19 protein-coding genes are annotated in these 23,458 nt (G+C 35.8%); 2 read left to right on the top strand and 17 right to left on the bottom strand.

The features are described 5' to 3' along the window. Positions 1 to 77 precede the first annotated feature (77 nt). Positions 78 to 1,628 (bottom strand): hypothetical protein, encoded by a 1,551-nt coding sequence (locus H6X70_RS05885; protein WP_194766741.1) that lies wholly within the window; start codon positions 1,626 to 1,628, stop codon positions 78 to 80. 149 nt (positions 1,629 to 1,777) lie between these two features. Between H6X70_RS05885 and H6X70_RS05880 the strand changes: the two genes are divergently transcribed. Together H6X70_RS05880 and leuB are read left to right on the top strand one after the other, a co-directional pair. Further along, positions 1,778 to 2,953, top strand: coding sequence for a 2-isopropylmalate synthase (locus H6X70_RS05880; RefSeq protein ID WP_194766740.1), 1,176 nt, complete (start codon positions 1,778 to 1,780; stop codon positions 2,951 to 2,953). Positions 2,954 to 2,998: 45 nt separating this feature from the next. Then, on the top strand, positions 2,999 to 4,117 hold the full coding sequence (gene leuB / locus H6X70_RS05875) for a 3-isopropylmalate dehydrogenase (protein ID WP_194766739.1): 1,119 nt from the start codon (positions 2,999 to 3,001) through the stop codon (positions 4,115 to 4,117). 1,093 nt (positions 4,118 to 5,210) lie between these two features. On the opposite strand, the gene argH is transcribed toward leuB, so the two are convergent. The 16 genes from argH to ilvC form a co-directional block, all read right to left on the bottom strand. Further along, a complete protein-coding gene (gene argH, locus H6X70_RS05870) occupies positions 5,211 to 6,485 on the bottom strand; it encodes an argininosuccinate lyase (protein ID WP_194766738.1) in 1,275 nt (424 codons plus the stop codon). 555 nt (positions 6,486 to 7,040) lie between these two features. Next, positions 7,041 to 8,108: a M20 family metallo-hydrolase gene (locus H6X70_RS05865; RefSeq protein WP_194766737.1), complete on the bottom strand. Its 1,068-nt coding sequence runs from the start codon at positions 8,106 to 8,108 to the stop codon at positions 7,041 to 7,043. Continuing rightward, a complete protein-coding gene (argB, locus tag H6X70_RS05860) occupies positions 8,099 to 8,875 on the bottom strand; it encodes an acetylglutamate kinase (RefSeq protein WP_194766736.1) in 777 nt (258 codons plus the stop codon). Before argB ends, H6X70_RS05865 begins: the two co-directional genes overlap by 10 nt. A gap of 69 nt (positions 8,876 to 8,944) precedes the next feature. After that, a complete protein-coding gene (locus tag H6X70_RS05855) occupies positions 8,945 to 9,883 on the bottom strand; it encodes an N-acetylornithine carbamoyltransferase (protein ID WP_194766735.1) in 939 nt (312 codons plus the stop codon). A gap of 8 nt (positions 9,884 to 9,891) precedes the next feature. After that, complete coding sequence (gene proB / locus H6X70_RS05850) at positions 9,892 to 10,656, bottom strand: glutamate 5-kinase (protein ID WP_194766734.1); 765 nt, start codon at positions 10,654 to 10,656, stop codon at positions 9,892 to 9,894. 2 nt (positions 10,657 to 10,658) lie between these two features. Then, positions 10,659 to 11,855: a glutamate-5-semialdehyde dehydrogenase gene (locus H6X70_RS05845; RefSeq protein ID WP_194766733.1), complete on the bottom strand. Its 1,197-nt coding sequence runs from the start codon at positions 11,853 to 11,855 to the stop codon at positions 10,659 to 10,661. A 10-nt stretch (positions 11,856 to 11,865) separates the two neighbouring features. After that, positions 11,866 to 13,032 carry an aspartate aminotransferase family protein gene (locus tag H6X70_RS05840; protein ID WP_194766732.1) on the bottom strand — a complete coding sequence of 389 codons (1,167 nt, stop codon included), beginning with the start codon at positions 13,030 to 13,032 and terminating at the stop codon, positions 11,866 to 11,868. Between the two features lie 2 nt (positions 13,033 to 13,034). Beyond that, positions 13,035 to 13,829 carry a pyrroline-5-carboxylate reductase gene (proC, locus tag H6X70_RS05835; RefSeq protein ID WP_194766731.1) on the bottom strand — a complete coding sequence of 265 codons (795 nt, stop codon included), beginning with the start codon at positions 13,827 to 13,829 and terminating at the stop codon, positions 13,035 to 13,037. A gap of 227 nt (positions 13,830 to 14,056) precedes the next feature. Further along, positions 14,057 to 15,034 (bottom strand): N-acetyl-gamma-glutamyl-phosphate reductase, encoded by a 978-nt coding sequence (argC, locus tag H6X70_RS05830; protein ID WP_194766730.1) that lies wholly within the window; start codon positions 15,032 to 15,034, stop codon positions 14,057 to 14,059. Beyond that, positions 15,034 to 16,212 carry an argininosuccinate synthase gene (locus tag H6X70_RS05825; RefSeq protein ID WP_194766729.1) on the bottom strand — a complete coding sequence of 393 codons (1,179 nt, stop codon included), beginning with the start codon at positions 16,210 to 16,212 and terminating at the stop codon, positions 15,034 to 15,036. The genes argC and H6X70_RS05825 overlap by 1 nt, the downstream gene beginning before the upstream one ends. 31 nt (positions 16,213 to 16,243) lie before the next feature. Beyond that, entirely contained in the window at positions 16,244 to 16,816 is a 573-nt protein-coding gene (locus H6X70_RS05820; RefSeq protein ID WP_194766728.1) for a GNAT family N-acetyltransferase, read from the bottom strand. A gap of 1 nt (position 16,817) precedes the next feature. Then, complete coding sequence (locus H6X70_RS05815; protein WP_194766727.1) at positions 16,818 to 17,465, bottom strand: GNAT family N-acetyltransferase; 648 nt, start codon at positions 17,463 to 17,465, stop codon at positions 16,818 to 16,820. 486 nt (positions 17,466 to 17,951) lie between these two features. After that, on the bottom strand, positions 17,952 to 18,452 hold the full coding sequence (gene azu / locus H6X70_RS05810) for an azurin (RefSeq protein WP_194766726.1): 501 nt from the start codon (positions 18,450 to 18,452) through the stop codon (positions 17,952 to 17,954). A 166-nt stretch (positions 18,453 to 18,618) separates the two neighbouring features. Beyond that, positions 18,619 to 20,211, bottom strand: coding sequence for an NADP-dependent glyceraldehyde-3-phosphate dehydrogenase (locus tag H6X70_RS05805; RefSeq protein WP_194766725.1), 1,593 nt, complete (start codon positions 20,209 to 20,211; stop codon positions 18,619 to 18,621). Between the two features lie 493 nt (positions 20,212 to 20,704). Beyond that, on the bottom strand, positions 20,705 to 21,970 hold the full coding sequence (gene ilvA / locus H6X70_RS05800; RefSeq protein ID WP_194766724.1) for a threonine ammonia-lyase IlvA: 1,266 nt from the start codon (positions 21,968 to 21,970) through the stop codon (positions 20,705 to 20,707). Between the two features lie 10 nt (positions 21,971 to 21,980). After that, positions 21,981 to 23,456, bottom strand: coding sequence for a ketol-acid reductoisomerase (gene ilvC, locus H6X70_RS05795; protein WP_194766723.1), 1,476 nt, complete (start codon positions 23,454 to 23,456; stop codon positions 21,981 to 21,983). Positions 23,457 to 23,458 lie beyond the last annotated feature (2 nt).

Here is a 23,458-nt window from a genome sequence, read left to right as displayed (position 1 = left end):
TTTGTGAATGCAAATATTCGTGTAGAAAAAGTTAATATCCAAATTTTTGGGCCGTTATTTTACTTTTTAGGCTTTTATTATGAATTCTCTTTCATCTCGTTAAACTTATTTCGAATGATGATACCGATAGGTTTATTTTCGATTTTAGACTCTAACCAAGAAATAATATCTAAATATAAAAAGGCGCGACTTTGGTACGGGTCGTTTTCATATTCCTTTAATTTTCTATGCAACTTTATAAATTCGTTGCGTACTTCATGCGGATAAATATCGCCTAAACCACGTAAAAATTTAATAAACTCCTTTTGGACTTCATATAAATCTTCCATTTTAATTAGGAACTTATAAGTGCTTCTAATTAAAACATCTAAATTATAATCTAAGCCAGCCTCGTAATGCGCAACCAAGTTTAAAATTCTTGAAAAACACAGCAAATCTTCACGCATTTGAAGCGATTTATTACTTATAATTTTCTCTAAATAATAAATACATTTTCGGTTATCGCCGGCGCCAAAATACATGCTGGCAATTTTATAGTAAAACACCATGATATGATGCTCGTCTATACGGTCCTTATACTTTTTTAAACGTTCTAAAACCTCATCAACTAAAGGCAAACCTTCATCGAAACTACCTTCAATAAAATGTAAATTGAATTTATTATTATAAATAAAAAGGAAAGACAATCCATCGATATTATCATCTAAAGGAAACCATTTTTCTTGAATAATAGCTTCAAATCGAGATAAGGCAAATTTGAATTTATCATACTGTCTTAAATAATAAAGCGACTCTAATAAATAATGATTTCCCCTAAGGAAAAACACGGGATTTAAAAGAATCATGTCTTTATTTTGGTAGAATAATTCTACCCATTTCTTAGAATATTTATAACAAGCTAAAAAATCTTGAGTTAAAAAGCTGTACCATAATCTGGCTTTATACAGCCATAATTTTTCTCTGAAACCCAATTCGTGAATGTCGAATTTTGGCAAACGGGCATTAAAGTATTCGGTAATCCTTGTGGTTTCAGCTTTGTTTTTAACATAGCCTGTTTTTAAAAACTGACCATATAACTGAAGCGAAAGGTTAGACAGTTTGCTTGCCAAAACATTCTGGCGGCTTAATTCTTTAGCTTCAATAGATAATTGATCGGCCCTATTATTAAGACTGCGTGTTATGTATTGTGATTCTATAACTTTTTCGAGTTCGACAATTTCGTAGGCTGCATTTTTTTCTTCATTAGAAATGGCTAAATTTTTAGCTTTATCTAATATTTTTAAACTTTGTTTATAAAGTCCTTTGTGGTATAAAATGGTTGCAAAATCTAACTGCTCTCGAATTTGAATACGAATATCTTGATGCGACGGGTTTAATCGTAAACTAATTAAAATCTGTTTGTACAAATGCGCTTTTAAATTAGACAATTGTTGCTTTTTAACAATCCCTTTTTTCAAAATAACGGCTTCATCATAAACCGTTAATTTGTCCAAAATATTGAAAAGCATCAAAAATTTTGAATCTTCGTTCACCCCTAATCTTCCTACATAAAGTTTAAATTGTCTTTTTTCAGATTTAGAAAGTGACTTAATTAAAACAAACAAATTATCTTTTTGCTCTCTTGTCATAGTTATAAAAACATACGTAAACTGTTGTTTATCAGTTTTTTAAATAGATTATCCCTGTGTTTAACATCGTAAAAAACAAATGTAGAACTCATTTTTTTCAAAACCAAAATATACATTCGTAAAACAATACGAAAATCTAAATTAATACAATGTCTGATAACAAAGTCCAAATTTTTGATACAACCCTTAGAGACGGCGAGCAAGTCCCTGGCTGTAAGCTTAATACTGAACAAAAATTAATTATAGCTGAACAGCTTGATTTTTTAGGCGTTGACGTTATTGAAGCTGGTTTCCCGGTATCTAGTCCTGGAGATTTTAAATCGGTTGTAGAAATTTCTAAACTTGTAAAAAATGCTACGGTTTGTGGTTTAACACGTTCTGTAGAAAACGATATAAAAGTTGCAGGCGATGCTTTAAAGGGTGCTAAAAAAGCACGAATTCATACAGGAATTGGAACCTCTGAATCGCATATTAAATTCAAATTCAACTCGACACAAGACGCCATTATCGAACGTGCTGTAAAAGCCGTTTCTTATGCTAAAACTTTTGTTGAAGATGTAGAATTTTACGCTGAAGATGCAGGCCGTACCGATAACGAATATTTAGCACGTGTTTGCGAAGCCGTAATTAAAGCAGGTGCAACCGTTTTAAACATTCCAGATACAACGGGATACTGTTTACCAAGTGAATACGGTGCGAAAATTAAATATTTAAAGGAAAACGTAACCGGAATTGATAAAGCTATTTTATCATGCCACTGCCATAACGATTTAGGTTTGGCAACAGCAAACTCTATTGAAGGTGTTATTAATGGCGCCCGACAAATTGAATGTACTATAAATGGTATTGGTGAACGTGCAGGAAATACCGCTTTAGAAGAAGTGGTTATGATTCTTAAACAACACCCTTACTTAAACCTTGATACCGGCATTAAAACCGAAATGCTTTACGGCATTAGCCAATTGGTTTCAGACAGTATGGGGATTTACACCCAACCAAACAAAGCGATTGTTGGGGCAAATGCCTTTGCTCACAGTTCTGGAATTCATCAAGATGGGATGATTAAAAATCGTGAAACTTACGAAATCATGGACCCTAAAGATGTTGGAGTTACCGAATCGGCTATTGTATTAACGGCACGTAGTGGAAGAGCTGCTTTAGCCTACAGAGCTAAAAAAGTGGGCTACGAATTAACCAAACTTCAATTAGACGAAATCTATACCAATTTCTTAGATTTCGCTGATAAAAAGAAGGAAGTTGACGATGATGACATCCATAAAATAATCGAAAGCAGCAGAATTTATAAAGACATTATTTCGGCATAATTAAAAGAGATTTCCGACTTCTCGGGAATAAAAAAATATAAATCGATGAAATTAAATATTGGCGTTTTATCCGGCGATGGAATCGGACCAGAAGTTACAGCTCAAGCCGTTAAGGTTTTGAAGGCTATTGCTATGGAATTCGACCACATATTTACTTTCGAAAAAGCCTTAGTAGGTGCTATTGCCATAGAAAAAACTGGTTCTCCGTTACCCGAAGAAACCATCGAAATTTGTAAAAAGGCAGACGCCGTATTATTTGGCGCCATTGGCAATACCAAATACGACGAGGATCCGGATGCAAAAATTCGTCCAGAACAAGGACTTTTAGGTATTCGTAAAGCCCTTGGTTTACACACCAACATCAGACCCGTAATTGCTTATGATGATTTGTCGAATAAATCGTCATTAAAAGCAAAACAAATTAAAGACACCAACCTGGTTATTTATAGAGAATTAACAGGCGGTATTTATTTTGGAGAAAGACACCTTAGCGAGGATGGCAACACTGCATCCGATGTTTGTGAATACCACCGTTTCGAAATAGAGCGCATCGCACATGCTGCTTTTAAAGCTGCACAATCTAGAAAACGTAAACTGACTTTAGTTGATAAAGCGAATGTTTTAGAAAGCTCTAGACTTTGGCGCCGCGTGGTTAAAGAAATTGCTCAGCAATATCCCGATGTAAAAGTACATTACACATATATTGATAATGCTGCAATGGATTTAATCATCAACCCAAGGCAGTTTGATGTGATTTTAACCGAAAATATGTTTGGTGATATCCTTTCGGAAGAAGCCAGTGTTATTGTTGGTTCTATTGGATTATTAGCTTCGGCTTCTATTGGCGACGAACACGTTATGTTCGAGCCTATTCACGGTGCGTATACCAAAGCCGCAAATAAAGGCATTGCAAACCCTATAGCTTCTATTTTATCGGCAGCGATGTTGTTAGACCACTTCGGATTAGATGAAGAAGCCAATCGTGTACGTGAAGGGGTTGACAAATCGTTAAAGCTTCATATTACAACACCAGATTTAAACAATAAATACGACAATATTAGCACGACTAAAGTTGGCGATTTTATTGAAGATTTTATTCATAACCCAGACGAAACCAATCTAAACTTTACAAATATACATTTAGGGCAGTCTACTATTATTTAATTATTTGAGTTAGTCAACAAACCATTAAACTAAATATAGAAAGTCCTTAAAAACGCATGTTTACATGCGTTTTTTTAATTTAATGCTTTTTGGTTTTGTTTACTGTCAGTTCGAGTAACGCGACCTTAGGAGCGTTGTATCGAGAACCTTTTCCTGTTTAAACTCATTTAGCTAGCAAGACAAAAATTCATCTCATCATGTAAATACTTCTCGATACAATTCCGAAAAAAACGGAATCACTCGAAGTGACAAAAACGACGTGTCAGTTCGAGTGATGCGACCTTGGGAGCGTTGTATCGAGAACTTATTCATGTTAAACTCATTCAGCCAATAAAACAAAAATTCATCTCATCTTGAAAATACTTCTCGATACGATTCCTGAAAAACGGAATCACTCGAAGTGACAAAAAACGACATGTCAGTTCGAGTGATGCGACCTTGGGAGCGTTGTATCGAGAACCTTTTCCTGTTTAAACTCATTTAGCTATTAAAACAAAAATTCATCTCATCATGAAAATGCTTCTCGATACGATTCCTGAAAAACGGAATCACTCGAAGTGACAAAAAACAACATGTCAGTTCGAGTAACGCGACCTTAGGAGCGTTGTATCGAGAACCTTTTCCTGTTTAAAATCATTTAGTTAGAAAGACAAAAATTCATCTCATCATGAAAATGCTTCTCGATACGATTCCGAAACAAACGGAATCACTCGAAGTGACAAAAACGACGTGTCAGTTCGAGTGACGCGACCTTAGGAGCGTTGTATCGAGAACACATCTTTAAGTACTCTGATAAAATTCTTTAAAGTACAACAGATAGTTCATATTGTACTCTATTTGGGCGTTACCCTAGGGGTCGCGCTTTCCATTACAATCTTTTATTCGTACCTCCTAAAAGGATTTCCATTGCAATCGCTAACGCAGAACTCATTTTCAATCTTATATTTTCAGCTTTAAAGCAAAAACATTCAACCTAAAACAAAAACCATAAAAAAGCCGCTTAAACAAAGCGGCTTTAGTATTATTTCATTAAGTGTACAAATAAAAAATAGAATTAACACTTTCTACATTCTTGAATTCACTTACATTTTATTTAACTAGGAAACTTTCCTCGAATTTTATCTAAACACAAATTGTGAATACTCCCTGCATGGGTGTGCTTTTTTGAGGTATCTGGAACATATGTACCGTCTTGAACTTGTCCACCAATTTTTTGGTAAGCTTCTCTAAAGGTTTGGCCTTCTACAACCAAAGTATTAATATTATCTACCGTAAATAAGTATTTGTATTTATCGTCGTTGATGTCTATATCCTTCACGATAATTTGCTGAATGGAATAGTTGAAAATATCTAAAATATCCTTAATTTCTTCAAAGGCAGCAATCATATTTTCTTTTAACAGTTGAAAATCGCGATGGTAACCAGATGGCAAATTATTGGTTATTAAAATCATTTCACTTTGTAAAGCTTGGATTTTGTTACACTTTCCACGAATTAACTCAAATACATCTGGATTCTTTTTATGTGGCATGATGCTACTACCGGTAGTTAACTCATCTGGAAAAGAGATAAACCCGAAATTCTGACTCATATACAAGCACACATCCATTGCAAAACGCGCCATGGTGTTACTTAAACCACCTAAAGCCGCAGCAATAGTACGCTCGTTTTTACCACGTCCCATTTGGGCTGCCACCACATTGTATTTTAGGGTTGCAAAATCCATTTCGTTAGTGGTTAATTCGCGATCTATTGGAAACGAACTTCCATAACCCGCTGCAGAACCTAAAGGATTTTGATCGACAGTTTTAATAGCTGCATCAAGCAAAAACACATCATCAATCATAAGTTCTGCGTAGGCAGAAAACCATAATCCGAATGAGGATGGCATAGCCACTTGTAAATGCGTATAACCAGGAAGCACCTTGTCTTTATAAGTTTCGGCTTGATTTAATAATGTATTAAAAAGCGTTTTGGTCTTATCTTTTACTACCGATAATTCTTCTTTATAATACAAATGAAGTGCGACTAAAACTTGGTCGTTTCTAGAACGTGCGGTGTGAATTTTTTTCCCAACATCGCCTAAAGACTTTGTAAGCTCATATTCGATTTTGGAATGTACATCTTCAAATTGTGCATCGATAACAAACGTTCCTGCTTCAATTTGATCGGCTAAAACCTGAAGTCCAGAAAGCAATTTCTCCAATTCTACTTCTGAAAGAATCCCGATTTTTTGAAGCATAATCGCATGCGCACGCGATGCAATAACATCGTATTTCGCTATATGAATATCTATTTCTCTATCGTTCCCAACTGTAAATTGCTCAATTTTTTTATCGATTGATATGCCTTTGTCCCAGAGTTTCATTTTTATTGTTGTTTATTCGTTTATCTTTTTGTTCGTTGAATTGTGTATTTGTTGAATTGATTAATCGAGAATTAAGAACCATCATTGAAACCACAAATTAATCTTCCGTCTCCTGTCCTAATCCTTTTTATGTTGAAACGTTTATTCGTTGAATCGTTTAATCGTCAATTAAAAACTTTTATTAAAACATCAAGAATCTATCAACTTAACTCCTGAATCTTGTCTCTTGATTCTCCCGTCTCCTGTCTACTGTCTCCCGTCCTACTCCTTTTTATGTTGAAACGTTTATTCGTTGATTTGTTTAACCGAGAATTAAGAACCATCATTGTAACTACAAATTAATCTTCCGTCTCCTGTCTTCCGTCCTAATCCTTTTTATGTTGAAACGTTTATTTGTTGATTTGTTTAATCGAGAATTAAGAACCATCATTGAAACTACAAATTAATCTTCCGTCTCCTGTCTCCCGTCCTACTTTGTAACTTTGTAACCCCCTAACTTTGCTACTTTGTAACATTATAACTACACAACTCCCTAACTTCGCAACTCTACACCTCTCAAATCACCTTCCCAAGTAATTCAACATATATTTTAATACCTTCTTCAATTTCATGTACATAAATAAATTCGTCAGCTGAATGCGAGCGCGTACTATCCCCAGGTCCTAATTTTAATGACGAGCAGGTTAACACTGCTTGATCGGATAATGTTGGAGACCCATACGTACTTCTTCCCATAGCGATTCCCGCTTTTACCAAATCGTGACTCATTGGAATGGACGACGAATTTAAACGCAAACTACGTGGTGTAATTTTTGTAACGGGCGCATTTTCTTGTAAAATCTTGGCAATTTCTGCATTGGTATAGGCATCGTTAACCCGTACATCAATCACTAAATCGACGTGACCAGGAACCACATTATGCTGCGATCCTGCATTAATTTGAGTCACGGTTAATTTTACATCGCCTAAAGCATCGGAGCCTTTTTCGAATTTAAAATCTTTAAACCATTGCAACACTTCAATCGTATTATAAATGGCGTTATTATCGTTTGGATGTGCTGCGTGACTTGGCGTTCCTTCAACAACAGCATCGAAAACGACTAAGCCTTTTTCGGCAACGGCTAAATTCATTAAAGTGGGTTCGCCTACAATGGCCACATCTACTTTCGGGATTATGGAAAGCATACTATTTAGCCCATTTGGACCACTGCTTTCTTCTTCCGCGGAAGCGACAATAACTAAATTATATTTTAAATTTTCGTGATTGTAATAATGTACAAATGTTGCCAAAAGCGACACCAAACACCCACCAGCATCGTTACTGCCCAAACCGTATAATTTGCCGTCTTCAACAATGGCTTTAAACGGGTCTTTGGTGTATGCCGAATTAGGTTTTACCGTATCGTGATGCGAATTTAATAACAGCGTTGGCTTGCTGGCATCAAAATGTTTGTTTAGCGCCCAAATGTTGTTTTTGGTGCGTTTAAAATCGACATTATGTTTTGTAAACCAGTCTTCGATAAGCTTTGCCGTAGGTTCTTCTTCGGAAGAAAACGACTGCGTTTCGATAAGCTTTTTAAGTAAAGCTATGGCATCTTGTGTTAACTGATCTATTACAGACATAAGGTTGTGAATTTTTGATCTTTATTACTGATTACAGACGGGTTGCCTATGATTACTTTTGAAACGCCTTGGGTTAAGGCATGGTAGCAATTTTCCAATTTAGGAAGCATGCCATCAGCGATAATGCCCTCTGCTTTTAAACTCGCATAGGTTTTAGAATTGATGTCTTCAATTACCGAATCATCATCTTCAACAGACCTTAAAACACCATTTTTTTCAAAACAATAATACAATTCAACTTGAAACAGTTTTGATAATCCGATGGCTAATTCAGAAGCAATCGTATCGGCATTGGTATTAAATAATTGTCCGTTTTCATCATGCGTAATTGCACAAAATACAGGCGTAAAATCGGCTTGAATCAATTTATTGATACCCTCAGCATTTACTTTTTTAACATCGCCCACAAAACCGTAATCGATGTCTTTTACAGGGCGTTTTTCGGAAGCAATACTATTAATATCCGCCCCTGTTAAACCAAGCGCATCAATTTGCAAGGCTTGTAATTGTGCTACAATATTTTTATTTACAAGACCACCATAAACCATGGTAATCACTTCTAAAGTTTCGGCATCGGTAACACGTCGGCCATTTATCATATTAGATTCAATTCCTAATTTTGAAGCGATGTGAGTGGCACGCTTCCCGCCGCCATGCACTAAAATTTTCTTGCCTTCTAATTGAGAAAAATGCTCTAAAAAAGCCGTTAAAGCTTCTTTGTTTTCTATAACGTTTCCGCCAATTTTAACTATGGATAACTTTTCCATTGTATCGTTGTTAGGCGTTAGCTTTTAGCTATTAGCACTTATAGGCGAATAACTAAAGGCTAAAGCCATTTATAAATTTTTTAATATTTTTTTAAGCACCAATTGCGCAGCATACGTACGGTTATTGGCCTGTTGGATAACTAGAGAATTATCGCTATCTAAAACAGCATCTTCCACAATAACATTTCGTCTAACTGGCAAACAATGCATAAACTTAGCATCTCCAATTTTTTCTTTAGTAATCATCCAATTCGGGTCGGTATTTAAAACTTTCCCATAATCTTCATACGAGCTCCAGTTTTTCACATACACAAAATCGGCGTCTTTTAAAGCCTCGTCTTGATTGTGAGAAATGGGGGTATCTTTAGTGATTTCCGGACTTAAATTATAGCCTTCTGGATTTGTAATTACAAAATCGACGTCCATTTTTTGCATGGCCTGCACAAAGCTATTTCCAACAGCATGTGGTAAAGCTTTAACATGAGGTGCCCAACTTAAAACCACTTTAGGCTTAGAGGTTTTAGCGTGCTCTGAAATCGTTAATGCATCGGTAAGCCCTTGTAATGGGTGCCCAGTAGCACTTTCCATATTAACAATAGGCACAGAAGCGTATTTTACAAAGGCTTTTAAAACATGCTCGCTTTCGTCTTTTTCTTTATCGGTTAATGTAGGAAATGCACGAACTGCAATAATATCGCAGTATTGCGAAACCACAGCCGCAGCTTCTTTAATATGTTCGGCAGTACTGCCATTCATTACCGTTCCATCGCCAAACTCAATGCCCCAAGCGTCGCCAGAAACATTCATTACAATAGGATCCATGCCTAAATTTAAAGCTGCCTTTTGGGTGCTTAAACGGGTACGTAAGCTTGAATTAAAAAACAACAAGCCTAGAGTTTTATGTTTTCCTAAGGCAACATCTTTTAACGGATTTGCTTTAATTTCTTTAGCTTCAGAAATCCATGATTGGATGTTATCAATATCGTTTATGGATGTATAATTCTTCATTAAATTCCTTATTTTATTTTAGTAAACGGCACTTTATTTTCCATCGCATTTAAAATGAAATGATCTTCAAGTCCGTTTACAATCCAAGTTTCTATTTGTGCATTTTTTGCTAATGAAGCTGCTTCAATTTTTGAAGCCATACCCCCACTACCATGCGACGACTTGGAGTTTACTACTTCTGTTTTTAAGGCCTCAAAATCTTCAACTTCTTCAATCGTTTCTGGGGCGTTATTTTTCATAGACGCTTTGGTATAAATGCCGTTGGTGTTGGTGGCAATTATAAATAAATCGACCCCTAGAAGCGATGCGGTTAATGCGCCTAATTTATCGTTGTCACCAAATTTAATTTCATCGGTGGCTACGGTATCATTTTCATTAATAATAGGGATGTAATTATTGTTCACCAAAACATTAATGGTGTTTACAATATTGGTTTTACTCTCTTGTTTTTCAAAATCTGAATAAGACAGTAAACACTGCGAACTTAGCAAACCATACTCTCTGAAAATTTCCTGATAAATACGAATTAAATGTGGCTGACCAATAGAAGCCAAGGCTTGTTTTACAAACAATTCTTCACGCTGACTTTCCAGTTTTACAAATTGTTTTGCCACAGCAATAGCGCCAGAACTCACAATAATAAACTCGCAAGTGTCTTGAAGTTGGGCAATCTGACTTGCGATATCTTCAATTTTACCTCTAGAAATATTATCGGTTTCTTTGGTAAGTGTATTAGACCCTACTTTTAATAAAATGCGTTTTTTTTTAAGCATACTTATCTAATTTGTCCATTCCCATGAACATACCATTTATTGGTTACCAAATGCTGTAAACCTATTGGTCCACGTTGGTGTAATTTATCTGTACTAATAGCCAACTCGCCACCTAAACCTAACTGGCTACCATCGGTAAAACGTGTAGATGCATTGTGATAAACTGCAGCAGTATCTACATTTTCCATAAAGGTCTTAGCAACAGCTTCATCGGTAGTAATTATTGATGATGAATGCCCACCAGAATACTTATTAATCATCGCAATAGTAGCTTCAACAGAATCAATCTCACCAACTACAATTTTGTAATCTAAGAATTCTTCATACCAAATGTCGTCAGACTCAAACTGAGAAATTTCATCGAATTTAGAAGTTTCAGCATCGCCTAAAATTTCAACATTAAATTCCTTTAATTTTGAAATTAAACGTTTTATAAATGCTTCTTTATTTGGAAGATTTTTATCGATTAAAACTTTATCTACCGCATTACAAGCAGAAATTTTTGCTGTTTTTCCGTTGATAATTACATCCATAGCAATATCTAAATCGGCTTTAGGGTGCACATAAACAAAATTATTTCCTCTACCACTAATAATAACGGGGCAATTGGCGTGTTTTTTCACAAAAGCGATTAAACGCTCGCCACCTCTTGGAACCATTAAATCTACTTTTTGGGTTGGGTTCTCTAAAAAGGCTTGAGTTTCCTCTCTGTTAAATTGTAAATATTCTACCCAATCGGTAGAAGCACCATTCGCTTTTAGAGCTTCGTGCCATAATTCAACAATTTTTAAGTTAGAACGTAAAGATTCTTTACCTCCTTTTAATAAAATTTTATTTCCAGATTTAAAAGCAATTCCTGCAGCCTCAACGGTTACATCTGGACGCGATTCGTAAATAATTAACACGGTTCCAAAAGATGCTGTTTTGTTATAAACTTGCATCCCATTATCGTGTTTAAACGCAAAACGCTCTACCCCAACAGGATCTTCTTGAGACGCCAAATGGGTTACCGATTTAATCATTTCATCAACTTTCGAATCGTCTACTTTTAAACGGTCGAACATTGAAATATCATCACCTTTATAGGCTTCTAAATCTTCTTTATTAATATTAATTATAGCTTCTCGTTCCTCTTCTAATAGCACAGCCATTTTCAGCAATACCGCATTTCTAGTTTCTATAGTTAATAATGTGTTCATTGTATATTTTTTAAATTTTTTGCACCTGCAGTTCCTCTGCAGGTTCTATCTCTGCCAACACTTCTATTAGGGCTTCAAAAAACATGTTTATATGTTCTCTTCTAACAGTTAGCGGAGGTAATATTCTTATTAATTTTTTATTTGAAGCACCACCAGTAAAAATATGATTTTCGTAAATCAAGCGTTTTCTTAAGTCGCCAACTTCAAAGTCAAATTCTAATCCAAGCATTAAACCTCTTCCTTTAATAGCTTTTATCTGCGGAATGGTTTTAGCGATTTTTATAAAGTACTCAGACATCACATTCACATTGTCTATAAGTTTTTGGTCTTCAATAACCTCTAAAACAGATAAACCTGCAGCACATGCTAAGTGATTACCACCAAACGTGGTTCCTAACAAACCAAATTTAGCTTCTATATTGGGGTGAATTAAAATCCCACCAATAGGAAAACCGTTGCCCATACCTTTTGCTATCGATATAATGTCTGGTGTTACATTATAATGTTGAAAAGCAAAAAACTTACCTGAACGTCCGTAACCCGATTGCACCTCATCGGCAATAAAAAGCGTATTATTCGCTTTACAAAGGGCATCCACTTGTTCAAAAAACTCGGCCGTCCCTTGGTCTAAACCACCAACACCTTGAATAAATTCAAGAATTACGGCACAAACATCACCTTTTTCCAATTCGGCTTGCACGCCAGCAATATCATTTAAATCTAAAAAAGTAACCGCTTGTTGCGCGTTAATTGGTGCCACGATGCTTGGATTATCGGTTGCTGCAACAGCCGCCGAAGTACGTCCGTGAAAACCATTTTTAAACGCAATAACTCTAGATTTCCCTGTTTTAAACGATGCTAATTTTAAAGCATTTTCGTTGGCTTCGGCACCAGAGTTACACAAAAACAATTCGTAATCTTTACACCCCGAAAGGGCTTCAATTTTATCGGCCAATTGTACTTGTAACGGGTTTTGAATGGCGTTTGAATAAAACCCCAATTCTGCCACCTGATTCGAAATAGCTTCAACATATTTAGGATGCGCGTGTCCTATAGAAATCACGGCATGCCCACCGTATAAATCTAAATACTCAGCACCTTTGTCATCATAAACATAAACACCTTTTCCTGAAACAGGCGTTACGTCGTATAGCGGATAAACGTTAAATAATGGCATAATTAATTGTTTTTTAATTGGTTAATTTTTTCAAAAGAGGCTACAATCCCCTTAATAAGCGACGAACTTAAACCTTGGTGTTCCATTTCATTTAAACCTTCAATGGTACAACCGCTTGGTGTGGTTACGCGATCTATTTCTTCCTCAGGATGTTTTCCCGATTCTATTAGTAAACTTGCAGCGCCAAAGCAAGTTTGTAAAGCTAATTTATGAGCCTCGTGCGCCTCGAAACCTAGTTGAATCGCACCCTGTGTTGTTGCTCTTACCAAGCGCATCCAAAAGGCAATACCACTAGCACAAATAACCGTTGCCGCTTGAATTTGGTCTTCAGGAATAACCAAAGTTGTTCCCAATTGATTAAAAACATCTTGAGCCAAGGCCACTCTAGCCTGTCCTTTTTCATTCGCTGCAATACAAGTCATCGATTTTCCAATCGAAATCGCCGTATTTGGCATCACACGAATAATATTTTTATCGCTTCCTAAAATGCTTTCAATTCTAGAAATTTCAACCCCTGCTGCTACTGAAATAACGGTATGATTTTCTGTAATTACAGATGCCACACTTTCCAAAACCTGTGTAATATGTTTAGGCTGAAGTGCAAAAATAACCATTTCAGATGCTTTTACCGCTAAAAGGTTGTCATTCGTTATATTAACATTAGAAATACTGCTAAAGGCATCTACATTTGTGGTGTTTTTATCGCTTAAATACAGGGTTTCAAACGACTTGTTTCCAATTAAACCTTTGGCAATCGAACTGCCTAAATTTCCAGTTCCAATAATGGCTATTTTCATAATTTTTCCTCCCCTAACCCCTCCGAAAGAGGGACATTAATACTATTACTTTTTGGGCGTTACCCAAGGGTCGGGCTATCCGTTACAAGTTTTGGCTCGCTGCGCATACTCGCCAAAAGCTTTCCACTACTATCCCTAACGCACCACTGTTATGCTCCTCCCCTAACTCCTCCAAAGGAGGGGAACTCATACGGAGTTCCTCCCCTTTGGGGAGGTTAGAAGGGGATTTAAAAATACGTTGCTTTTAATCCTAATCCTGTGGTTTCTTCTAAACCAAACATTAAGTTCATGTTTTGAACCGCTTGTCCAGACGCCCCTTTTAAAAGGTTATCAATCATGCTTGTAACTAAAAGTTTTCCGTTGTGTTTATGCAAATGGATTAAACATTTATTGGTATTCACTACTTGTTTTAGATGTAAAAAATCGTCCGAAACAAAAGTGAATTCAGCATCTTTATAAAAGGCTTTGTATAATGCATTTGCTTCTTCAAGCGTGCCTTCAAAATCGGTATAAACCGTTGCAAAAATCCCTCTAGAAAAATTCCCTCGGTTTGGCATAAAAAGGATTTCCGAAGAAAAACCATTTTGTAATTGTTTCACCGATTGGTTAATTTCCCCTAAATGCTGATGCGTAAACGGTTTGTAATACGAAAAATTATTATCGCGCCACGCGTAATGCGAGGTTGGAGATAATGAGGTTCCCGCACCTGTTGCACCAGTTACGGCATTTACATGCACGTCGTTATTTAGCAAATTCGCTTCAGCCAATGGCAATAATGCCAACTGAATCGCCGTTGCAAAACAGCCTGGATTTGCAACATAATTTGCAGTTTTTATCGCTTCTCTTTGCAATTCAGGTAAACCATAAACAAACGTTTTTCCTTTAAAAACTTTATCGGCTTCCAGTCTAAAATCGTTTCCTAAATCAATGATTTTGGTGTTTTCAGAAAAAGTATTGGCTTCTAAAAACTTCACTGAATTTCCGTGACCTAAACATAAAAACAACACATCGACATTTGCATTAACGGTATCGGTAAATTTTAAATCTAACGACCCTACTAAATCTTGATGTATTTTACTGATTGGGTTTCCTGCATTACTTGTACTAAAGACAAAGTTAATTTCGGCATTGGGGTGATTAATTAGTAATCTAATTAACTCTCCTGCCGTATAACCTGCGCCTCCTACAATTCCAACTTGAATCATTATTTTGAATTTACTTGTTGATAAATTTTATTCTGATTCCCTAATATTTTAATGAAACCTTTTGCATCGTCAGCCGTCCAAGCTTTGTTTTCTTCACCGTAACTTCCAAACTTCGCACTCATTAAATCATGATTCGATTTAATACCATCTACAGAGAAGTGATACGGTTTTAAAGTTACAAACACATCGCCTGTTACTTTATCTTGACTGCTTTGTAAAAACGCTTCAATATTGCGCATTACAGGATCTAAATACTGTCCTTCGTGCAAATGCATACCGTAGAAACTCGATAAATATTCTTTATGTTGCAACTGCCATTTTGTAAGCGTGTGCTTTTCTAATAAATGGTGAGCTTTAATAGTAATTAATGCCGCAGCCGCTTCAAAACCAACACGTCCTTTAATACCTACTATCGTATCACCTACGTGAATATCTCTTCCAATTGCGTAAACCGATGCTAAAGTATTTAATACTTCAATATTAATTTCAGGATCGTTTTCAACGCCATTTACAGCTGTTAACTCCCCTTTATCAAAAGTTAATTTTACTTTCTCTTCGTCGGTATGCTTTAACTGAGACGGATAAGCTTCGCTTGGTAATGGTTTTTCTGAAGTTAAGGTTTCAGCACCACCAACACTAGTTCCCCAAAGCCCTTTATTGATAGAATATTTTGCTTTTTCCCAGTTCATATCGATACCATTTTCTTTCAAATAGTCGATTTCTTGTTGTCTGGTTAATTTCTCATCTCTAATTGGCGTAATAATTTTGATATTTGGTGCCAAAGTTTGGAAAATCATATCAAAACGTACTTGATCGTTTCCTGCACCTGTACTACCATGAGCAATATATTCGGCATCGATACTTTTAGCGTATTCAATAATTTCAATCGCTTGAATGATACGCTCAGCACTTACAGATAATGGGTATGAGTTATTTTTTAATACATTTCCAAAAATTAAATACTTCACTACTTTTTGATAAAAAGTCGCTACTGCATCAATATTTTTATAGGTCGTTACACCCATTTTGTAGGCGTTACTTTCTATGTGACTAATTTCTTCTTTAGTAAAACCACCGGTGTTTACACTTACGGCGTGCACATCATATTCTTTTGATAAACTTACTGCACAGTATGACGTATCCAATCCACCACTGTATGCTATTACTAATTTTTTCATTTTACTCTATTTATATAACTAATTTTCTATTCTATTTTAACTGACCTATTTCTGAAGCAAAACAGGCATTTACATAATATCTATAATTCAATTCATCACGTAATTTCCCTAATTTCTCAAGCTCTTGTACAAGTTGAGCCGACATTTTTGATAAAGTCACATGGGTCATACCAAGCAACTCATTATACTGATGTACTTTAGGAGTTTGCGCGATTGAAATGAGAAAAGTTTCACTAAAAAACTCGGTCATTCTAGCCATTAACAACAAGCCTAAATTGCAATTTCTATACGTGCTATCCACCCATAATGATGAGCGCTCATATACAAAATGTTCTTTCACTTGGTGCTCATGAACAAAGATGTGTCCAATAATTTCATCATCTTTCTTTAAGATAAAACATCCGTTTTCGGCACGTTTTTTAAGCATTTCTACACTTACATAATACAATGTAGGCAGTGCTTTAGATCTTTCGGAGATGATTTCTAATGATTTATTGGAAAGTTTGTAAACCAATTTGATTTCGACACCTTCTTTCTCGCAAAAGGCTTCAGCTTGTTCTATAAGCTGATCGATTTCAGCATCGATATCTAGTAATGTATTCATTTTAATTTGTGTCATTGTTAGTTTGCCCTGAATCGTTATTCTTTTCAGATTTTAAAAACAGAGCGCGTTTAATTCGTTTTAATCTGGCAAACACACTATTTTTTATAGGCTTGATGTCTTTGTCTTTCGCATGGGGGTCGTATAACATACCCGTACACAAACACATCTTGCGGTTTGTTCGCGTTAAAACGTCATAGTTTTTACAAGTTTGACAACCATCCCAAAAGGTTTGATCGTCGGTTAACTCGGAAAAAACCACAGGTTTATAACCTAAGTCGCTATTCATTTTCATAACCGCAGACCCTGTGGTAATACTAAAAATTTTGGCGTCTGGAAATTTTGCTCTAGAGTGTTCAAAAACCTTATGCTTGATAAGCTTAGCTAATCCGATCCCTCTATAATCGGGATGCACAATCAGGCCTGAATTGGCCACAAACTTACCGTGCCCCCACTTTTCTATATAACAAAATCCTGCGAAATTACCTTGATCTAAGGCGATGACTGCATTTCCATTTTCCATTTTAGTAGCAATATATTCTGGGGAACGTCTAGCAATCCCCGTACCCCTTATGGCGGCGGAAGATGCAATGGTTTCGCAGATGATTTCTGCGAATTTCACATGTGACTTATCGGCTATTACAACCTTCATTTCCTAGTATATATTGTTTGTCATTTATTACTCTTTTTTTTAATAGCTGAACTGGACACACCTAGTTCAAAAAATGAAACACACCCTTACGGGCGACGAAAAAAAGTACGGCGCACAGTATGAGTGTTAACTTCTACTAAATTAACGTTATTTTGAAATGCTATGAAATTATTTTTGGACACTATGAAAAAAAATTAAAATTACGTTTTTGGGTTTTATGCTAATTTATTGTATTAGAATCTGCGACGACTGCGTGCAGACAAACCGGGTGTAGAACAACGTATTTTATTTTTTAAAATCTTCATACCGTAAAACTATAACTTTTGCAGGATATAATTGACTTTCATCATTTAATTTTTATAAAAATTATTAATATCTCCGATTTACAAGCAATAATATCTTAATATTTCAACAAATTTTTAATTCTATTAAATGATTACTTATGGTTAACAATTGCTTATCAACAAAAAAGACATAAATCAGGCCTTATTCAACAATAAACTTGCCTTTCATGATGGCAAAATGCCCTGGAAAACTGCATAAAAAATCGTATGTTCCAGGTTCTGGAGCGTCAAATTCTATAGTTGTGCTTTCGCCACCGCCTATTAATTTAGTGTGCGCAATAACGTCGTCACCATCGTCTGGAATGTATTCTGAATCTACAGCTGTTGATGCTTTATTACCAAATGCGACTAAATCGACTCCTTTTTTAAGCAATACAAAGTTGTGGCCCATCACATTTTTTGCCATTTTACCGGTGTGCGTTAAAGTAAGTTTTACTTTTTTATCTGCCTGAACAACAATCTTTTTAGTATTGAATTGCATGGCATCGCTGGCGGTGATTTCAACGGTATTTATTGAAGTATCTGTGGCTACCGTTTCACTTTTAGTATCAAAAGCACTATTTGACTTCTTTTTTTCTTTGTTACCGCAACTTAATAATAGGGTTAAACAAAAAACGCTGAATAAAAATTTAAACTGGTTCATTTTATAAAATTTTAAGGTTTTATAAAATTAGTTTATATTTTTTTATTCAGCGGTTTTCTATGTAAAAAAATACTGATTACATTAATTCTTATCGATGCCGTTTCCTGTTGAAAACGCCCCGAACTATCATTTTATTTATCATAATAAATAAAATCGTTAATCATTTCTACAAGATATAATCGGTACTTATAAAGTTAGAGGTTTTCTTCTCTAACAATTCAGTTAAAATGGCATTATTATATTCGTTGTCTTTTGAAGCCACAAAGGTTCTTATTGAGAAAGAACGCAGCGCATCATGCACACTTAAAGTACCAAAAGCAGAATCTTTACGCCCTGTAAACGGATACACATCTGGACCACGTTGGCAAGAACTGTTCAAATTCACACGACATACTAAGTTTACTAAAGTATCAATTAACGGTGATAAAGTATGAATGTTTTTCCCAAACAAACTTACTTGTTGTCCGTAATCAGATTCGGCCATATCATCCAAAGGCTCTTCAATATCTGAAAAAGAAATTACAGGAACTACAGGACCAAATTGCTCTTCAGTAAAGACACGCATATCTTTTGTTACAGGATATAAAACGGCTGGAAAAATATAATTTTCGCTGGTTTCACCTCCTTTTTTATTAATTACTTTTGCGCCTTTTGCTGTAGCATCATCAATTAATTCTTGAATAAACGCAGGTTTTTCAACCTCTGGAAGCGGTGTTAATTTAACGCCTTCTTCCCAAGGGTTTCCAAATTTAAGCTGATCGACTTTATACGCAAATCGTCTGTTAAATTCTTCAACCACCGATTCGTGAACATACAATACTTTAAGCGCTGTACAACGTTGTCCGTTAAAAGACAGGGTTCCTGCGATACATTCTTCAACCGCTAAATCTAAATCGGCATCTGGTAAAACAATGGCTGGATTTTTAGCTTCTAAACCTAAAACCATACGCAGTCTGTTCCCTTTTGGGTGCTGACCTTGAAGCGCGTTTGCAGACTTACTGTTTCCTATTAAAGACAACACATCAATCTTTCCAGATTTCATGATTGGTGTAGCCAAAACACGACCGCGACCGTAAATAACATTTACAACGCCTTCTGGAAAACTGCTTTGAAACGCTTCTAAAAGCGGCGATATTAATAAAACACCGTGCTTTGCAGGCTTAAAAATTACAGGGTTCCCCATAATTAATGCTGGAATTAACAGCGCAAAGGTTTCGTTTAAAGGGTAATTATAAGGTCCTAAACATAAAACAACTCCTAATGGGCCACGACGAATATGTGCGTAAACGCCAGAGTTTTTTTCAAATTTAGCAGAGTCTCTATCGATTTGTTTGTAGGCTTCAATCGTATCGTAAATATAATCGACTGTTCTATCAAATTCCTTTTCAGAATCTGGCAAATTCTTCCCAATTTCCCACATTAAAAGTTTTACAACTTCTTCACGCTTGGTTTTCATTTGTTCCACAAAAGTTTCCATGCATGCAATACGGTCGGCCACTTTCATAGTAGGCCATAAACCTTTACCATTATCGTAAGCAGAAGTAGCTGAATCAAGCACTTCTAAAGCTTCTTTTTCGCCTAACTGCGGAATGGTTCCTAAAAGCGTTTGTTTATATTCTGCAGTGGAAGATATGGTTGAGTAAACCTCAGCCGTCTCACCTTCCCAGCTTTTTAATTCGCCATTTACAAGGTAAGTAGATTGATGTAAAAGCTGTTTTATTTTATATGCTTCGGGTATTTCTTGAAAAGCAGTTTTCATAGTGTTTTGTTTGTTGTTAGTAGCTTCTTGAAATTGCATCCAAATCTTATAACATTTTTAAGAAATAAAACTAATTACAATTTACCTCAAAGTAAAGAAATATAACCTAAAACTAACAGATAAACCTTTGATAATTTGAAGGATTGAAACGAAAACGATTTCGGAGAATTCTCGTTCTAACTAATGTTGTTCATTTTTTCCATTGATGAAAAAACGAACCAAAAAAATCTAGGCTTACGAACCTTTATCTAAATTTTTCGCTCGACACCTAAATTTCAGAAACTCGCCATAATAATTAGAAGCAAATTTAAAAATTAGTTTAGCTCAAACAACCTGAAATTTTACGGTGTTTTCACTTCAAATTTTACGATAAATTTTCGATAGGCCATAAAAAGCAATCCAAAACTAACAATGCTGAGTTTCCATTAATTATATATTCAAATTGACTTTTAAAAAGCATTTTGAACACTATAAATTCCGGAATAAAACCATTCTAAACAAGGAACTGAAATAAATCGGGCTTATCATTTAAATAATCGCCATAAAAATTACGCTGCTTCATTTTTGTAATAAGTGGTTCTAAATCTGATGCCGATTTTAATTGCACGCCAACCACTGCCGAACCGTTTTCACGATTGGTTTTTTTAGCGTACTGAAAATAGGTGATATCATCATTTTCACCTAAAATATCGACAACAAATTCTTTTAAAGCTCCTGCGCGCTGCGGAAAATTAATAATAAAATAATGCTTTAAATTGGCGTATAATAAGGCGCGTTCTTTAATTTCTGGGGTTCGGGTAATATCATTATTACTACCGCTTACCACACACACCACGTTTTTACCTTTAATGTCTTCAGCATAAAAATCTAATGCCGAAATACTTAATGCGCCTGCAGGTTCTACCACAATGGCATCTTTATTATAAAGCTCTAAAATGGTTTCGCAAACTTTGCCTTCTGGCACGGTTACAGTGGCATCAAGATTTTCTTTACAGATGGCAAAAGTTAAATCGCCCACACGTTTTACTGCGGCGCCATCAATAAATTTTTCAATATGTTCTAATTCGGTATTTCTATTATTTTGAATAGAAACCGTCATAGATGGTGCGCCTTCCGGCTCGACACCTATAATTTTTGTGTTTGGAGATAATGCTTTAAAAACGGTAGACAAACCAGCTGCTAATCCGCCACCACCAATTGCGATAAACACATAATCGATAGGCGTTTCTGTTTGTTCTAGAATTTCTAAGGCAATGGTGGCCTGACCTTCAATAACTTTTGGGTCGTTAAACGGATGTATAAATGTTTTGCCTAATTGCTCACATTCCAACATGGCTGCATGATTGGCATCATCAAAAGTATCGCCAACAAGTTGAATGTCGATAAAATCTTCACCAAACATTTTAACCTGCTCCACCTTTTGGTTTGGTGTAGGAGCCGGCATGTAAATAGTGCCTTTTATCTGTAATAATTTACAAGACAAAGCTACGCCCTGGGCATGATTTCCAGCACTTGCACAAACCACACCGTTTTTAGCCTGCTCTTTTGTTAGCGAGCTTATTTTATTATAAGCCCCTCTAATTTTATAAGAGCGCACTTGCTGTAAGTCTTCGCGCTTTAAAAGAATATTCGCATCAAATTGTTTTGAATATCTTAGGCTAGGACTTAAAGCAGTAACTGCCGATACTTTTTTAATAGTATCGGCAGCTTGCTTTATATCACTTATTTTGGGAAAATATATTTTGTTTTCCGCACTCATAGGATCTTAATTATACGATTGGCTTCATAGCCGTCATAGATGCTCTTAAAAACTCACCTACTTTTTCAACTGGATGTGCTCTTAACGCTTTATTAACCGCGATTAATTTGGCATTATCAACACCTTTTCCGTTGTCTAATGAATATGGCTTCCCGATTACACTTGTGTCAACCGTTTTCATGAAGTCTTTTAATAAAGGCTTACATGCATGATCGAATAAGTAACATCCGTACTCAGCTGTATCAGAGATTACACGGTTCATTTCGTATAATTTCTTTCTTGCAATCGTATTTGCAATTAATGGTGTTTCGTGTAACGATTCGTAGTAAGCAGAAGCATCAATAATTCCTGAATCTACCATCGCTTCAAAAGCTAATTCTACACCAGCTCTAACCATAGCAACCATTAATACACCGTTATCGTAGTACTCTTGCTCTGTAATTTGAACATCTCCAGCAGGCGTTTTTTCAAATGCAGTTTCAGCTGTTGCTGCTCTCCATCCTAATAAATCTTTATCATCGTTAGCCCAATCTGCCATCATTCCAGCAGAAAAACGACCTTCAATAATATCGTCCATATGTTTTTGGAATAACGGACGCATAATCTCTTTTAATTCTTCTGATAATTCAAAAGCTTTAATTTTTGCAGGGTTAGAAAGACGGTCCATCATGTTAGTTACACCACCATATTTAAGACCTTCAGTTACTGTTTCCCATCCGTATTGAATTAATTTTGAAGCGTAACCTGGATCGATACCTTCTTCAACCATTTTATCAAAACATAGGATAGAACCTGTTTGCAACAACCCACAAAGAATGGTTTGCTCACCCATTAAATCCGATTTTACTTCAGCAATAAAAGATGATGCTAACACACCTGCTTTATCACCACCAGTTGCAACAGCGTAAGCCTTAGCTTGAGCCCAACCTTTTCCTTCTGGATCGTTTTCTTCGTGTACTGCAATTAATGTTGGTACACCAAAACCTCTTTTATATTCTTCACGAACTTCTGATCCTGGCGACTTAGGTGCTACCATGATTACAGTAAGATCTTCACGAATTTGCATACCTTCTTCAACAATATTAAAACCATGAGAATATGCTAAAGTTGCCCCTTTTTTCATTAAAGGCATCACCGCTTTAACCACATTTGTATGTTGTTTATCTGGCGTTAAGTTTAAAACTAAATCTGCTGTTGGAATTAATTCTTCGTAAGTTCCTACAGTAAATCCGTTTTCGGAAGCATTTAAGAAAGACTGACGTTTTTCAGAAATTGCAGCACCACGTAAAGCATAAGAAATATCTAATCCAGAATCTCTCATGTTTAACCCTTGGTTTAAACCTTGAGCACCGCATCCTACGATAACTATTTTCTTTCCTTTTAATGCATTCACCCCATCAGCAAACTCTGAAGTGTCCATGAATCTACACTTCGATAATTGATCTAATTTATCTCTTAACGATAGTGTGTTAAAATAATTTCCCATTT

Source organism: Tamlana sp. I1 (assembly GCF_015355625.1).
Lineage (GTDB): Bacteria > Bacteroidota > Bacteroidia > Flavobacteriales > Flavobacteriaceae > Pseudotamlana.
Note: the sequence above shows the minus strand (reverse complement) of the source record. Positions and strands in the feature narration are given on the sequence as shown.